13 protein-coding genes are annotated in these 15,139 nt (G+C 62.4%); 3 read left to right on the top strand and 10 right to left on the bottom strand.

Going from position 1 to position 15,139, the window contains the following annotated elements:
* The first annotated feature begins 10 nt into the window (after positions 1-10).
* Positions 11-733, top strand: a complete 723-nt coding sequence (locus KB892_RS17645) for an ABC transporter ATP-binding protein (RefSeq protein ID WP_004152853.1) — start codon at positions 11-13, stop codon at positions 731-733.
* Here the strand turns inward: KB892_RS17645 and bioD are convergent.
* From bioD to bioB, 4 genes are read right to left on the bottom strand one after another with little or no spacing between them, the layout of a single operon-like run.
* Positions 675-1,397 carry a dethiobiotin synthase gene (gene bioD, locus KB892_RS17650; RefSeq protein ID WP_002895648.1) on the bottom strand — a complete coding sequence of 241 codons (723 nt, stop codon included), beginning with the start codon at positions 1,395-1,397 and terminating at the stop codon, positions 675-677. The genes KB892_RS17645 and bioD overlap by 59 nt on opposite strands.
* Positions 1,390-2,145: a malonyl-ACP O-methyltransferase BioC gene (gene bioC / locus KB892_RS17655; protein WP_206659708.1), complete on the bottom strand. Its 756-nt coding sequence runs from the start codon at positions 2,143-2,145 to the stop codon at positions 1,390-1,392. The genes bioD and bioC overlap by 8 nt, the downstream gene beginning before the upstream one ends.
* On the bottom strand, positions 2,129-3,286 hold the full coding sequence (gene bioF / locus KB892_RS17660) for an 8-amino-7-oxononanoate synthase (RefSeq protein WP_004151700.1): 1,158 nt from the start codon (positions 3,284-3,286) through the stop codon (positions 2,129-2,131). The genes bioC and bioF overlap by 17 nt, the downstream gene beginning before the upstream one ends.
* Positions 3,283-4,323 (bottom strand): biotin synthase BioB, encoded by a 1,041-nt coding sequence (bioB, locus tag KB892_RS17665; protein WP_002895580.1) that lies wholly within the window; start codon positions 4,321-4,323, stop codon positions 3,283-3,285. The genes bioF and bioB overlap by 4 nt, the downstream gene beginning before the upstream one ends.
* Before the next feature lie 213 nt (positions 4,324-4,536).
* Between bioB and bioA the strand changes: the two genes are divergently transcribed.
* Positions 4,537-5,826 carry an adenosylmethionine--8-amino-7-oxononanoate transaminase gene (gene bioA / locus KB892_RS17670; RefSeq protein WP_002895578.1) on the top strand — a complete coding sequence of 430 codons (1,290 nt, stop codon included), beginning with the start codon at positions 4,537-4,539 and terminating at the stop codon, positions 5,824-5,826.
* 70 nt (positions 5,827-5,896) lie between these two features.
* A complete protein-coding gene (locus tag KB892_RS17675; protein WP_002895575.1) occupies positions 5,897-6,373 on the top strand; it encodes a kinase inhibitor in 477 nt (158 codons plus the stop codon).
* Positions 6,374-7,151: 778 nt separating this feature from the next.
* Here KB892_RS17675 and KB892_RS17680 read toward each other — a convergent pair.
* The 6 genes from KB892_RS17680 to hutI all read right to left on the bottom strand — a co-directional run bounded on the left by KB892_RS17680 (position 7,152) and on the right by hutI (position 15,046).
* Positions 7,152-8,534, bottom strand: a complete 1,383-nt coding sequence (locus tag KB892_RS17680) for an amino acid permease (protein WP_004147672.1) — start codon at positions 8,532-8,534, stop codon at positions 7,152-7,154.
* Between the two features lie 98 nt (positions 8,535-8,632).
* Positions 8,633-10,159 carry a histidine ammonia-lyase gene (gene hutH, locus KB892_RS17685; RefSeq protein WP_002895420.1) on the bottom strand — a complete coding sequence of 509 codons (1,527 nt, stop codon included), beginning with the start codon at positions 10,157-10,159 and terminating at the stop codon, positions 8,633-8,635.
* Complete coding sequence (gene hutU, locus KB892_RS31210) at positions 10,156-11,844, bottom strand: urocanate hydratase (protein WP_004151699.1); 1,689 nt, start codon at positions 11,842-11,844, stop codon at positions 10,156-10,158. Before hutU ends, hutH begins: the two co-directional genes overlap by 4 nt.
* Before the next feature lie 142 nt (positions 11,845-11,986).
* The gene (locus KB892_RS17700; protein ID WP_002895358.1) at positions 11,987-12,712 is read right to left on the bottom strand and encodes a histidine utilization repressor; all 726 of its coding nucleotides are present in this window, start codon (positions 12,710-12,712) and stop codon (positions 11,987-11,989) included.
* A gap of 61 nt (positions 12,713-12,773) precedes the next feature.
* Positions 12,774-13,730 carry a formimidoylglutamase gene (gene hutG, locus KB892_RS17705; protein ID WP_004151698.1) on the bottom strand — a complete coding sequence of 319 codons (957 nt, stop codon included), beginning with the start codon at positions 13,728-13,730 and terminating at the stop codon, positions 12,774-12,776.
* Positions 13,727-15,046 (bottom strand): imidazolonepropionase, encoded by a 1,320-nt coding sequence (hutI, locus tag KB892_RS17710; RefSeq protein ID WP_004153329.1) that lies wholly within the window; start codon positions 15,044-15,046, stop codon positions 13,727-13,729. Before hutI ends, hutG begins: the two co-directional genes overlap by 4 nt.
* Positions 15,047-15,139 lie beyond the last annotated feature (93 nt).

Below are 15,139 nucleotides of genomic sequence, written 5' to 3' on the forward strand. Positions count from 1 at the left end.
GAAAACGTCCATGTTGAATTTACAGGCAGTAAATCACTTTTACGGCAACCAGCATTCGCTGTGGAATGTCGATCTAGTACTACGCCCGGGAGAGTGCATTGGCGTACTGGGACGCGAGGGCATGGGAAAAACCACCCTGGTTAACTGCATTGCTGGCCACCTGCCGGTGGCCAGCGGCCGGATGACCTGGCATGACATTGGCGCCCCGCCGCAGGATCTCACCCCCCTGTCCGCTCAATCGCGCAGCGCCATTGGTATCGGCTACGTGCCACAAGATAAACGCATTTTTTCCCAACTCAGCGTGGAAGAGAACCTGCACATCGCCCTGGCGGCCGGGAAACCCGGGGCTAACGCCAGCGGCGGCGAGATTTATGAGCATTTTCCCGAGCTCTATGCCCTACGGCAGCGCAAAGGCGCCTCGCTGAGCGACGACGATCAGTACCAGCTGGCGCTGGCCAGGGCGCTGATCGTCCAGCCGCGGCTGCTGATCCTTGATGAACCCTCGCGCGGCAGAGGGCCGCGCTGCCTGCAAAAGCTGGCGGATCTGCTGCTGCGGTTAAATCGCGATATCGGCCTGACGGTGCTGCTCGCCGAGCAGCACCTGCCCTTTATCCGCCGGGTGGCGGATCGCTTCTGTGTCTTGCACCGGGGCCGTAACGTCGCCGAAGGCGATATTATGGCGCTGGATGAGCCGCTGCTGGCGCAGTGGATAACGCCGGATCCAGCGCCCTGAGGTCCAGATACTGCCCGAGATCGTCGCGCTGCGCGATATCGGCAAGCCACGGTATTTCGCCGAGGAACGGCGCGGCCAGTCGGTTTTTCAGCGTCGCCAGATATTCGGCGTGGCGCTTGCCCGGCGGCTGTACGTCATTGGCGATCCACCCCGCCAGCGGTAGTCCCGCCTGGCGTACCGCCTGAGCGGTAAGCATTGCGTGGTTGATACAGCCGAGCTTAACGCCCACCACCAGAATGACCGGCAGCTGTTCCGCCTGCGCCCAGTCGGCGAAGGTCAGGGAATCCGAGAGCGGCGTAAACCAGCCGCCGGCGCCTTCCACCAACACCCAGTCGGCGAGACCTTCCAGCTCACGCAGCCCGCTGGAGAGCCTGGCCGCGGCGATCGGCCGCCCTTCGTCGGCGCTGATGATGTGCGGGGAGGTCGGCTCGGCGAAGGTATAGGGGTTCACCTGGTCGTAACGCAATGCGACCCGACTATGACGCTGCAGCGCCAGCGCATCTTCATTACGCAGCCCATCGCCGGTAAGCTCGCTACCGGAGGCCACCGGCTTATAGCCGGCAGTGTGAAAACCCAGCAGATTCGCCGCCTGCAGCAGGGCGCTGCTGGCGATGGTTTTACCGACTTCAGTATCGGTTCCGGTGACAAAAAAACGTTTAGTCACGCTCAATGACTCCTGTAAAAAGAGAATACGTCAGCGGGCAGATGCCCTGCCGCTGCAGCCAGGCCAGCTGCAGCTCGCGCAGTTTGCCGCGGCCAAGCGGGGCGGCGGTCCGCCCCTGGTGCAAATGGGTGGCGCCGATGCCCTTCAGGGAGCGCATAGCGCTCAACGCATCGGCGAACGGCAGGCTAATCTGATGAACCTCGCCGGTCGCGCGCAGGCCGCTAAGCGCCGCGCGCACCGCCGCTTCGCTAAGGAAACGGTTGGCATGCGGCCGGTCGTCGATGGCCTGCCACGCCTGATTGAGCTCCGGCAGCGAGTCGGCGAGCAGCGTGCTAAACGCCACTCTGCCGCCGGGACGCGCCACCCGGTACAGCTCGCCAATTGCCGCCCGTAGATCGTCGCACCACTGCACCGCCAGATTGCTCCACGCCAGATCGACGCAGGCGTCCGGCAGCGGCAGCGCCTCAATATCCCCCAGCAGATAATGCTGCGCGGCGTCGTTACGCTGCGCCTGGGCGAGCATCCCGGCGGAGAGATCCAGCGCGGTCACCACGCTGCCCGCCTCACGCCAATAGCGACTCATACTGCCGGGGCCGCAGCCGGCATCCAGCACCTGCGCAAAATCGCGGCGCGCCAGCTGGCGCAGCAGTAGATCGGCGCAGCGCCGCTGCAGTTCATCATGTTGCGTATAGCCGCTGGCCGCCCGGCCAAACGCCGCGGCCACCGCCTGCTTATTCACTGTGGCCATGCAGCACCTCCAGTAAACGGTTAATGTCTTCAGCATGATGGGCGGCTGTCAGGGTCAGGCGCAAACGCGCGCTGCCGACCGGCACCGTCGGCGGACGGATCGCCGTTGCCCAGCAGCCCGCGTCGCGTAGACGGCAGGCCAGGTTCAGCGCCCGGGCGTTGTCGCCGACGATCAGCGGCTGGATCGCGCTGACGGAGTCGGTCAACCCCAGCGACACCTTGCCCATCCCCTCACGGAACTGACGGATGCGGGCGGCCAGGATGTCGCGACGCTGCCGCCCTTCATCGCTGCGAATGATCCCCAGGGCAGCGCTCAACGCCACCGCCTGGGCGGGCGGCATCGCGGTGCTGTAGATCAGATGACGGGCAAACTGCAGCAGATAATCGGCCATTGCTTCGTCGCACAGCACCGCCGCGCCGCTGACGCCGAAGGCCTTGCCGAAGGTAACCACCAGCAGCTCAGGGCGCACCGCCTGCGCGGCGCAGCTCCCGCGTCCTTCGTCGCCGACCACGCCAACACCGTGGGCGTCATCCACCAGCAACACTGCCCCTGCGGCCTGCGTCGCGGCGTGAATGGCCGCCAGCGGCGCGCTGTCGCCGTCCATGCTGAAAATGCCTTCAGTGACCGCCAACTGTTCGCCCGCCAGCGGCTTAGCCAGCAGTTGCGCGAGCTGCTGCGGATCGTTGTGGGTAAAGCGCCGCAGCTGGGCCGGGCTGAGGCTCGCCGCCTCCAGCAGAGAGGCGTGGCTCAGGCGGTCGGCGACAATCCGATCGTCTTTCTCCACGAGGGCGGCGATCAGCGCCTGATTCGCGGCAAAGCCGGAGATAAACAGCAATGCGCGCGGATAGCCCAGCCAGTCGACGAGCGCCTCTTCCAGCGCGCGGTGGGCTTCGCTATAGCCGCTCACGTGGCCCGAGCCGCCGGCACCGACGCCATAGCGCGTGGCCCCCTGTTGCCAGGCGGCGATAATCGCCGGATGCTGACTCAGGCCCAGATAGTCATTGCTGGAGAAGTTAAGCCAGCGCTCCCCTTCCCGCTCCAGCCAGCGCCCGGCGCCGTGCGTCACCGGCAGGCGGCGGCGAAAAGCTTCCGCCGCCCGCCGCTCGTCCAGCGCCCGATCGATTCGCTGCTGCCAGCTCATAGCGCCGCCGCGTTGTAATATTCCTCAGTGTCCGGGGTGAGTAAGGCCTGCTCCAGACGCTGCTGCTGCTCATTGTCGCCTTCCAGCACCGCCGTCTGCTGCGGGTTGATCCCCAGCTTGCGGAACAGCTGCAGGTCTTTGTCCTCTTCCGGGTTCGGCGTGGTCAGCAGCTTGCAGCCGTAGAAAATCGAGTTCGCCCCGGCCATAAAGCACATCGCCTGGGTCTGCTCGTTCATCTGCTCGCGGCCGGCGGAGAGACGCACGTAGGAGGTGGGCATCATGATGCGCGCGATGGCGATAGTGCGGATGAAATCGAAAGCGTCGACGTCGTCGTTATCCGCCAGCGGCGTGCCCTTGACCTTCACCAACATGTTGATCGGTACGCTCTCCGGCGGCGTCGGCAGATTAGCCAGTTGCAGCAGCAGTCCGGCGCGATCTTTTACGCTCTCTCCCAGCCCGACGATGCCGCCGGAGCAGACTTTGATCCCAGCATCACGCACTTTATCCAGCGTATCCAGGCGCTCCTGGTAGGTGCGGGTGGTGATGATGTTGCCGTAAAATTCCGGCGAGGTATCAAGGTTGTGGTTGTAGTAATCGAGGCCCGCTTCGGCCAGGCGCTGCGCCTGACTGTCGGTCAGGGTGCCGAGCGTCATACAGGACTCCAGCCCCAGCGCCTTCACCCCTTTCACCATCTGCTCCAGATAAGGCATATCGCGGTCATTGGGGTTTTTCCACGCCGCGCCCATACAGAAGCGGGTGGAGCCGGCGTTTTTCGCCTGGCGCGCTGATTCCAGCACCTGCTCAACCTCCATCAGGCGCTCGGCTTCGAGGCCGGTTTTGTAGCGTGCGCTCTGCGGGCAATATTTACAATCTTCCGGGCAGGCGCCGGTTTTGATCGACAGCAGGGTGCTGACCTGCACCTGGCGCGGATCAAAGTGTTGACGATGGATTTGCTGCGCTTCGAATAGCAGATCGATCAGCGGTTTATTAAATAATTCCGTTACTTGCGACATTGTCCAGCGAGGTTGGTGAGCCATTTTCCTCTCCAAAAGGTCGTACACTTCCTATTTCACACAGCCTCTTTGTTGGCGGCACTCGCGCACCCGAGTCACATAGTGAACTATGCTCCTGGGGATGTTCTCGCTTGCCGCCTCGATGCTGCGCGAAATATTTTGTGTACGTTTCATTGTAAGTAAGTTCAGTGTAGACTTGTAAACCTAAATGTTTTCAAAATGGTTTACAAGTCGCTTATGACACTGGACGATCTCGCTTTCGATCGGCGCCACATCTGGCACCCCTACACCTCTATGACTTCCCCCCTGCCGGTCTACCCGGTGGTGTCCGCCCACGGTTGCGAGCTGTCCCTCGCCGGCGGCGAACAGTTGGTTGACGGTATGTCTTCCTGGTGGGCGGCGATCCACGGCTACAATCACCCACGCCTCAATGCGGCGCTGAAGGGGCAAATTGACCAAATGTCGCACGTGATGTTCGGCGGGATCACCCATCCGCCGGCAGTAGCGCTATGCCGTCAGCTGGTGGCGATGACCCCGGCCTCGCTGGAGTGCGTTTTCCTCGCCGACTCCGGTTCAGTGGCGGTAGAGGTGGCGATGAAAATGGCGCTGCAGTACTGGCAGGCTAAAGGCGAACCACGTCGTCGTTTTCTGACCTTCCGCAACGGCTATCACGGGGATACCTTCGGAGCGATGTCGGTCTGCGATCCGCAGAACTCGATGCACAGCCTGTGGCAGGGCTACCTGCCGGATAACCTGTTCGCCCCCGCGCCGCAAAGCCGCTTTGACGGCGAGTGGGACGAGATGGATATGGTGCCGTTTGCCCGCCTGATGGCCGCGCATCGTCATGAAATCGCCGCGGTGATCCTCGAACCTATCGTCCAGGGGGCGGGCGGCATGCGGATGTACCATCCGGAGTGGCTGAAGCGGGTGCGTAAAATGTGCGACCGGGAAGGGATACTGCTGATCGCCGATGAGATTGCCACCGGCTTTGGACGCACCGGCAAGCTGTTCGCTTGTGAACACGCCGGGATTACCGCCGACATTCTGTGTCTGGGCAAAGCGCTGACCGGCGGCACCATGACCCTTTCCGCCGCCATCACCACCCGAACGGTTGCTGAAACCATTAGCAATGGCGAAGCCGGTTGCTTTATGCACGGCCCCACCTTTATGGGCAATCCGCTGGCCTGCGCGGTGGCCGGCGAAAGCCTGCGCCTGCTGGAGAGCGGCGAATGGCAGCCGCAGGTGACGGCGATTGAAGCCCAGCTGCAGGCCGAGCTGGCCCCGGCGCGGGGATCTGCGCTGGTCGCGGACGTCCGCGTGCTGGGCGCTATTGGCGTGGTTGAAACCCGTCGCCCGGTCAACATGGCCGCCCTGCAGCGCTTTTTCGTCGAGCAGGGAGTCTGGATCCGTCCGTTTGGCCGGCTGATTTATCTGATGCCGCCGTACATCATCACGCCCGAGCAGCTGACCCGCCTGACCCGTGCGGTCAACCAGGCAGTGCAGGACGAAACATTTTTTAGCGAATAAATAGCGGAATTGCGTCGTCGGGAAGGCTACACTTCTTTGTTAATCAGCGCATTATCAATGAGGATGAAGCATGAAACTGATCAGTCACGATCTCCAGGACGGCGGTAAGCTGCCTAATCGTCACGTCTTCAACGGCATGGGCTACGATGGCGACAATATTTCGCCGCATCTGATGTGGGATGATGTGCCCGCGGGAACCAAAAGCTTTGTGGTGACCTGCTACGATCCGGATGCGCCGACCGGCTCCGGCTGGTGGCACTGGGTGGTCGCTAACCTGCCGGCCGATACCCGCGTCCTGCCGCAAGGGGCCGGTTCCGGTCAGGCGGAGCTGCCGGAAGAGGCCGTTCAGACCCGCACCGATTTTGGTAAGGCAGGCTACGGCGGCGCGGCGCCGCCGAAGGGCGAAACCCACCGCTATATCTTCACCGTCCACGCCCTGGACGTCGAGAAAATTGAGGTGGATGCTGAGGCCAGCGGCGCGATGGTCGGCTTTAACGTCCATTTCCATTCCCTCGCCAGCGCCTCCATCACCGCCCTGTTCAGTTAATCTTCCCCGGATAGCGGCTTGCGCCTTATCCGGGGTACCCGCGGCGCCATTTGTTTTTCGGGTGGCGCTGCGCTTACCCAACCTACACTACCCCCACGCCCATGCTAGCGCAGCGCCGCCGGGCGATTGCCGCGGGCACGGAGCCGCTTTTATGCCGGGCGGCGGCTGACGCCTTGCCCGGCCTACGGTGCTATTGCGCGGTTATTTTGCCGGGCGGCGGCTGACGCCTTACCCGGCCTACGGGGTCCAGACCCAGTATGTGAATCGCCGCCAAACATGGGGCCGCTGAAACTGCCGGGGCTGGCGGCCTCAACATCGCTGAGACGTTCCCGGAAGGCCGGGGCAGCCCGCATGGATGCGGGCTGAGGGCCGTGTTTTGCAAGGACGCTGCCTCGGCCCGACCCGAAGCCTGCAGGGATAAGTCGAAGGCACCACGCAGTGGCGATGTTGCTGGCCGAAGCCCGGGGGTACAGGGGGCGGCGGCGACTGGCCGCCCCCTGTGCGCTCCCTGCTCCATGAGAAACATAACGTAGAAGACATTTCGGGAGCGCAATGTGCTCGGAATTAATACAAAACAACTGTTTTTACCGGATTAAAACCGTTACAAGCCGATAGCAGTATCTACAATACCCCCAGGCCCGCGCAAGCGCAGCGCCGCCGGACGATTGCCGCGGGCACGGAGCCGCTTTTATGCCGGGCGGCGGCTGACGCCTTGCCCGGCCTACGGTCCGTGCCATTTGTAGCCCCGGTAAGCGCAGCGCCACCGGGGAAATTGATCTTACTGTTCAGTGGCTACCTGCAGCGCCGTTTTACGCACCCGCGCATACCACACCACCGTCAGCAGCCCGAGCCAGACCAGGCCGGCGATCAGCGCCATCCGCGTTTCGGCAAACATCCCTAATACGGCGATGACCAGCCCCATAAACAGCAGCGTCAACAGCGGCGCAACCGGCCAGAACGGAATGGGAAAGGCGATCTGGCTGCGCTCTTCGGCAGACAAACCGCGGCGCATGGCAAAATGGGATAGCAGAATCATCAGCCACACCCATACCGTGGCGAATGCCGCCAGCGAAGCAATTAGCACAAATACCTGCTCGGGGATCAGATAGTTCAATACCACCGCCGCCAGCAGCGCGCCGCCCATGACCACCACCGTCATCCAGGGCACACCGTTGCTGGCGATGCGCTGGAAGCTTTTCGGCGCCAGCCCCTCTTTCGACATGCCGTACATCATGCGTCCGGCGCCAAAAATATCGCTGTTAATCGCCGAGATGCTGGCGCTGATCACGATGATGTTAAGGATGGTCGCCGCCGCCGGGATCCCCAGACCGTCGAAAATAAGCACAAACGGACTCCCCTGTTCGCCAAAGCTGTTCCACGGGAAGATCGCCATCAGTACCGCCAGGGTGCAGACGTAGAACAGGATAATGCGCAGCGGAATGGTATTGATGGCCTGCGGGATCACCTTCTTAGGATCCTTCGCTTCCGCGGCGGTGACGCCGATAATCTCCACCCCGCCGAAGGCGAACATCACGATGCCAAGCGAGGCGATAACGCCCTGCCAGCCGTTAGGGGCAAAGCCGCCGTGGCTCCAGAGGTTTTCCAGCCCGGTGGCCGGGAAGCTGTGGCCAAAGCCAAAGAAGATGATCCCCGCCCCCGCCAGCATCATGGCGATAATCGCCACCACCTTCACCAGAGACAGCCAGAACTCCATCTCGCCAAATACCCGCACGTTGCACAGGTTCATCGCGCCGATAAAGAAGATGATGCTGAGGATCCAGATCCAGCGCGGCACATCGGGGTACCACAATCCCATATAGATGCCGAAGGCGGTGACGTCGGCCAGGGCGACGATCACCATTTCAAAGGTGTAGGTCCAGCCGGTAATAAACCCGGCCAGTGGCCCGAGATACTGGCGGGCATAGCTGCCGAAGGAGCCGGAAACCGGGTTGCGCACCGCCATCTCGCCCAGCGCGCGCATGACGATAAACACCGCCGCGCCGCCAATCAGATAGGCCAGCAGCACCGCCGGGCCCGCCGCTTTGATGGCTGAGGCCGAGCCATAGAACAGCCCGGTGCCGATAGCGGAGCCGAGCGCAATAAACCGAATGTGTCGGGCATTGAGCCCGCGCAGCAGATGTGGCTTGTGTTGTTGTTGCATATACAGGTGTCCTGATTTTTTTATATGACGACAAATATGCGGTGTAGGGCGGTCGGGGGAATGACTTCCCCCGACGCGGGTACAGAGAACAACGGTGATTAATGCAGTACGGCAGGCAGCAGACGCGTCAGGTGACGGGCCGCCAGAAGCGCAATGGCGTTATCGATATCCGGGGCGAAGTAGCGATCCTGCGTATAGTGCGGCACGCGTTCGCGCAGCAAGTGACGCGCCTCTTCCAGCAGCGGACTGGTGGTCAGTCCTTCGCGCATATCCAGCCCCTGCGCCGCCGCCAGCCACTCAACGGCCAGCACCCCGCGGGTGTTCTCGGCCATCGCCCACAGGCGGCGACCGGCAGCCGGCGCCATGGAAACATGGTCTTCCTGGTTCGCGGAGGTGGGCAGGCTGTCAACGCTATGCGGGTGCGACAGCGCTTTGTTTTCACTGGCTAAGGCCGCCGCCGTGACCTGGGCAATCATAAACCCGGAGTTGACGCCGCCATTTTTGACGAGGAACGGCGGCAGCTGCGACATATGGCTGTCCATCATCAGCGCGATGCGGCGCTCGGAGAGCGAGCCGATTTCGGCGATCGCCAGCGCGATATTATCCGCGGCCATCGCCACCGGTTCGGCATGGAAGTTACCGCCGGAGATGACGTCATTTTCGGCGGCAAAGACCAGCGGGTTATCGGAGACCGCGTTGGCTTCAGCCAGCAGCACCTCAGCCGCCTGGCGGATCTGCGTCAGGCAGGCGCCCATCACCTGCGGCTGGCAGCGCAGGGAGTACGGGTCCTGCACCTTGCTGCAGTTATGGTGCGACTGCGAGATCGCGCTATCGTCGGTCAGCAGGTGGCGATACAGCGCCGCCGCATCAATCTGCCCGCGCTGGCCGCGCACTTCATGGATGCGCGCATCAAACGGACGACGTGAGCCCAGCGCCGCTTCGGTGGTTAACGCCCCGCAGACGACCGCGGAGGCGAACAGATCCTCGGCTTCGAACAGACCGCGCAGGGCAAAAGCGGTCGAGGCCTGGGTGCCGTTGAGTAGCGCCAGCCCCTCTTTCGCCGCCAGGGTAATCGGCTCCAGCCCCACCTGACGCAGCGCTTCGGTGGCCGGCAGCCATTCGCCGCCGCGTACCCGCGCTTTACCTTCTCCGAGCAGGGTTAACGACATATGCGCCAGTGGCGCGAGGTCGCCGGAAGCGCCGACGGAGCCTTTGGCCGGGATCCACGGCGTCACGCCGGCATTCACCAGGCCAATCAGCGCCTGGATCACGCTCAGGCGGATCCCGGAGAAACCGCGGGACAGGCTGTTAATCTTCAGCACCATAATCAGCCGCGTCAGATCATCGTCCAGCGGCTCGCCAACGCCCGCCGCATGGGACAGCACCAGCGAACGCTGCAGGTTCTCCAGATCTTCCGTCGAGATACGGGTTTGCGCCAGCAGGCCAAAACCGGTGTTGATGCCGTAGGCGGTACGCCCTTCGGCAAGGATGGCGTTGACGCAGGCCACGCTCTCGTCAATGGCGGCAAACGCGCCGCTGTCGAGGGTAATATTTACCGGGTGGCTGTAAACGTCGCGGAGCTGCGACAGGCTGAGTTGACCCGGGATCAAAGTTAAAGATTTCATTTAGCGTTCCCCTGCGTTGCCGCCACCATCGGAAGATTCAGACCCTGTTCTGCTGCGCATTCAATGGCAATCTCATACCCCGCGTCGGCATGACGCATTACGCCGGTCGCCGGGTCGTTGTGCAGGACGCGGGCGATACGCGCCGCCGCTTCATCGGTACCATCGCAGACGATAACCATCCCGGAGTGTTGCGAGAAGCCCATGCCTACCCCGCCGCCGTGGTGCAGCGACACCCAGGTCGCGCCGCTGGCGGTATTGAGCAGGGCGTTGAGCAGCGGCCAGTCGGAGACCGCATCAGAACCATCGCGCATCGCTTCGGTTTCGCGGTTCGGGCTGGCGACGGAGCCGGAGTCAAGGTGATCCCGGCCAATGACGATCGGCGCGGAGACTTCGCCGCTGCGCACCATTTCGTTAAACGCCAGACCGAGTTTTTGCCGCCACTCCAGACCGACCCAGCAGATACGCGCCGGCAGTCCCTGGAAGCTGATGCGCTCGCGCGCCATATCCAGCCAGTGGTGCAGATGCTGATCATCTTTGATGATCTCTTTCACTTTCGCGTCGGTTTTGTAGATATCCTGCGGATCGCCGGACAGCGCTACCCAGCGGAACGGGCCGATACCGCGGCAGAACAGCGGGCGGATATAGGCCGGCACGAAGCCCGGGAAATCGAAGGCGTTGCTGACGCCCACTTCCTGCGCCATCTGGCGGATGTTGTTGCCGTAGTCGAAGGTTGGGACCCCCATCTCATGGAAGGCCAGCATCGCCTGCACGTGATCGGCCATCGAGCGTTTCGCCGCCAGAATAGTGCCCTGCGGGTCGGATTCGGCTTTCTGCTGATACTCTTCCCAGCTCCAGCCTTTCGGCAGATAGCCATGCAGCGGGTCGTGGGCGCTGGTCTGGTCGGTGACCATATCCGGGCGCACGCCGCGCTTCACCAGCTCCGGTACGATCTCCGCGGCGTTGCCGCACAGCGCGATAGAGATGGCCCGCCCTTCGGCGGTGTATTTTTTGATGCGCGCCAGGGCGTCATCCAGCGAGGTGGCTTGCTCATCCACGTAGCGGGTACGCAGACGGAAATCGATGCGGCTCTGCTGACATTCGATGTTCAGCGAGCAGGCGCCGGCCAGCGTCGCGGCCAGCGGCTGCGCGCCGCCCATGCCGCCCAGACCGGCGGTTAATACCCAGCGGCCTTTCAGGCTGCCCTGGTAGTGCTGGCGACCGGCTTCGACGAAGGTTTCGTAGGTACCCTGCACGATGCCCTGGCTGCCGATGTAGATCCAGCTGCCGGCGGTCATCTGGCCGTACATCGCCAGCCCTTTGGCATCCAGCTCGTTAAAGTGTTCCCAGGTGGCCCAGTGCGGGACCAGGTTGGAGTTGGCGATCAGCACACGCGGTGAGTTTTCATGGGTTTTGAATACGCCCACCGGCTTCCCGGACTGCACCAGCAGGGTTTCATCGCTTTCCAGGTTCTTCAGCGCCTTCACGATAGCGTCATAGCATTCCCAGTTGCGCGCTGCGCGACCAATACCGCCATAGACCACCAGCTCGTGCGGGTTTTCGGCGACATCGGGATCAAGGTTATTCATTAACATACGCAGCGGGGCTTCGGTCAGCCAGCTCTTCGCGGTCAGCGTCGTGCCTCTTGGCGCACGGACGTCCAGCTGGCGATATTTGCTTTGCGACATCGGGGTTTCTCCTGACAATGAACGTTGTTTACGTAGATACATATACTTGTCTATACAAGCATGCGCAAGCCAGGATTTAACAGAAATGATACAATTTTGTTATATTGCGTCAGCAATCACGTTTTGCTGACGCCAGCGTGGATCAGGAGCCAAAGCGCCCCTGCAGACGATATCGGCTACCGGGGAACAGCAGGCGCGCGTGGGAGACGATGTGGGTTGTCGACCAGGTGCGGCGACGGATCAGCAGGCACGGATCGTGGGCGTGAATATGCAGCAGCGCGCACTCTTCCGCCGTGGCCTGCACCGCTTCAACAATATGTTCACCTTCAGTTAACGGCGCGATCAGCGACAGGTAATCATGGGGCGTGGTGGCGGTGTAGTCCTGATGCAGATAGTCCGGGACCACTGCGGCATTGACGCAGCGATCTTCGATTTGCACCGGCACCTCGTTTTCGTAATGCACCATCAGCGAGTGAAAGATGCGGGTGCCTTCCGGGACGCTGAGCGCCGTCGCCTGAATATGATCCGCCCGGGTCTCCTCAAGCAGGAGTACCTCACAGCGGTGCTGATGGTGACGGGCGACAATTTCTGCGGCAATACTGCGCACCTCGAACAGCGCCGACTGCCCTTTCGGCTCGGCGACAAAGGTTCCCACCCCTTGCAACCTGACCAGCAGGCCTTCGTCCGTCAGCTCACGCAGCGCGCGATTGATGGTCATTCGGCTGAAGCCGAACTGGGCCACCAGCTCAGCTTCCGACGGGATACGGTCATGCGGTCGCCAGACGCCGCTGTGGATCTTTTCGCTGATCGCCTGCTTCACCTTTTCATAGAAAGGCGCGGGCGCGGAACGAGGTTGTTGTGCAAACATGGCCTGGCTTTCCTTATGCGTAATAAGCGGAGCGGCGAAACGAAAATAATAGCGCGGATCGCTAGCGCCACCAATGGGCGATTTGCCATGCCAGACGGGCCGCCGCGCGAGCGCCCTGACCGTCAATGTCAAACAGCGGGTTAAACTCCACCAGATCCACCGCCTGCAGCTTACCGTTGCGGCACAGCGGCTCAACGATGCGCAGCAGCGTGGCCAGCGGCACGCCCAGCGCCGCCGGGGCCGACACCGCCGGCATTTCTCGCGCCGGCAGTACGTCGAGATCGATAGTCAGATACAGACGGTCGAATTGCGCGATATTGCGCTCAAGCTCCGGCAACACGCGAGTTTCGAAGGCTGTCAGCACCTCCAGATCTTCAACGATAGCCACCTGGCGGCGCGCCGCTTCATCCCATAGCGCCTGGGTGTTCGCCGCCCGGCTAACCCCGATGCAGGTATAGTGAAAACCGCGCTGCTGCGCGTCACACTCCAGCGCCAACTGGCGGAACGGCGTCCCGGAGCTGGCGCAGTCGGCAAAGCGCAGATCCAGATGCGCATCGAGATTAATAATGCCCACTTTTTCGCCCGGGAAGGCATCCAGTACCCCAGCGCCGTGGCCGAAGGCCGTCTCGTGGCCGCCGCCCAGGACCAGCGTGCGTTTACCCACCCGCTGACAGTCGGCCACCGCCTCGCGCAGCGCCTGATGCGCGGCTTCTAACTGCTCGCCGTCGACGCTGATGGTGCCCATATCCACGCAGCGGTCATGACCCTGATGGCTGGCCATATTGGCCAACGCCCGGCGCAGGGTCGCCGGGCCGTCCGCTGCCCCGGTACGCCCCTTGTTACGCCGAACCCCTTCGTCACAGGCGAAGCCGAGCAGCGCGATATCGCCGGGCATCTCCTGCGGCGCGAAGCGTTCCGCGCGGACGATGGTCTGGAACAGGCGCAGCGCATTGGGCGCTTCCGCGCTGTCGTCGCGTCCCTGCCAGAGACTGGCTGGCGTAGCTTGCCACAGCATCATTGCAACTCTCCTTGAACAACGCGATGCCAGAGCGGACTGCGCCCCGGCTCATACACCATCTCGACGGGATGCTCAGCATCCCAGATGGCGAAGTTAGCGACAAAGCCCGGCGCCAGCTGGCCGTGGCTGGCCTGGCGCCCCAGCGCCCGCGCGGCATGGCGCGTCACCCCGGCCCACGCCTCCTCCGGCGTCAGGCCAAACTTAACGCAGGCCATGTTCATCGCCAGATGCAGGCTGGCGAAGGGGCTGGTGCCGGGGTTGAAATCGGTCGCCACCGCCATCGGCACCTGGTACTTGCGCAGCAGCTCGACCGGCGGTTTACGGGTTTCATTAAGGAAGTAGAATGCGCCGGGGAGCAGGGCTGCCACGGTGCCGCTTTCGCGCATCGCCGCCACGCCCTCTTCCGTCAGATACTCGATATGGTCGGCGGAAAGCCCATGATAGCGGCTCACCAGCTGCGCGCCGCCCAGCGACGAGAGCTGCTCAACGTGGCCTTTTACCGGAATGCCCAGCGCCTGCGCCGCCTGAAAGACGCGCTCAGTTTGCTGCGGGCTGAAGCCGACGTTTTCGCAGAAGACGTCAACGCTTTCAAACAGTCCCTCCTGCCACAGCGTCGGTAAAATGGTCTCGCAGACCAGCGTAATATAGCCGTCAGCATCGCCTTGATATTCCGGCGGCGTGGCGTGGGCGGAGAGCAGCGTCGCCGACAGTTCCACGCCATTATGATCGGCCAGTTGTCGGGCGACCCGCAGCATTTTGCGTTCGTTTGGCAGGTCGAGGCCGTAGCCGGATTTGATCTCCAAGGTGGTCACCCCTTCACGCAGCAGGCGTTCCAGACGCGGCTGGGCCAGCGCCAGTAGTTCAGCTTCGCTGCTGTCGCGCGTGGCGCGCACGGTGGAGTTAATGCCGCCGCCGCTGGCGCTGATGGTTTGATACGACACGCCGTTCAGCCGCTGCTCCCACTCCTGGGCCCGGCTGCCGCCGAAGACGAGATGGGTGTGGCAGTCGATTAATCCCGGCGTTACCAACCGGCCTTCAAGATCGATACTGCGCCCGCTGGGGACGTCATCTTCGGCGACAATCGCCGCGATGCGGCCGTCGCGCACCAGCAGCGCATGGCGCTCCAGCAGGCCGTAAGGTTGAGCGTGATCGGGGTTCAGGGTGGCGAGACGCCCGTTTCGCCAGATAACGAGTTCGGAAGTGGCTTCAGTCATAGCGCTTAACTTGTCATGGGTTGTATAGACATTTATTTTCATAACGCCGGTAAAGTCAACAATAGCGCAGGGAAATGTTATTTTTTTGTGACTAAAGACCATCCGGCAGGGCTGCGCGTTGCGTAAAGACGGTAAGTTTTTCCGTCCACGTCTTCCCGTTTCGTTCAAGTTAGTATAAAACAGCAGGTTTTAAAG

The organism is Klebsiella sp. P1927, assembly GCF_018204675.1.
Taxonomy (GTDB): domain Bacteria; phylum Pseudomonadota; class Gammaproteobacteria; order Enterobacterales; family Enterobacteriaceae; genus Klebsiella; species Klebsiella pneumoniae.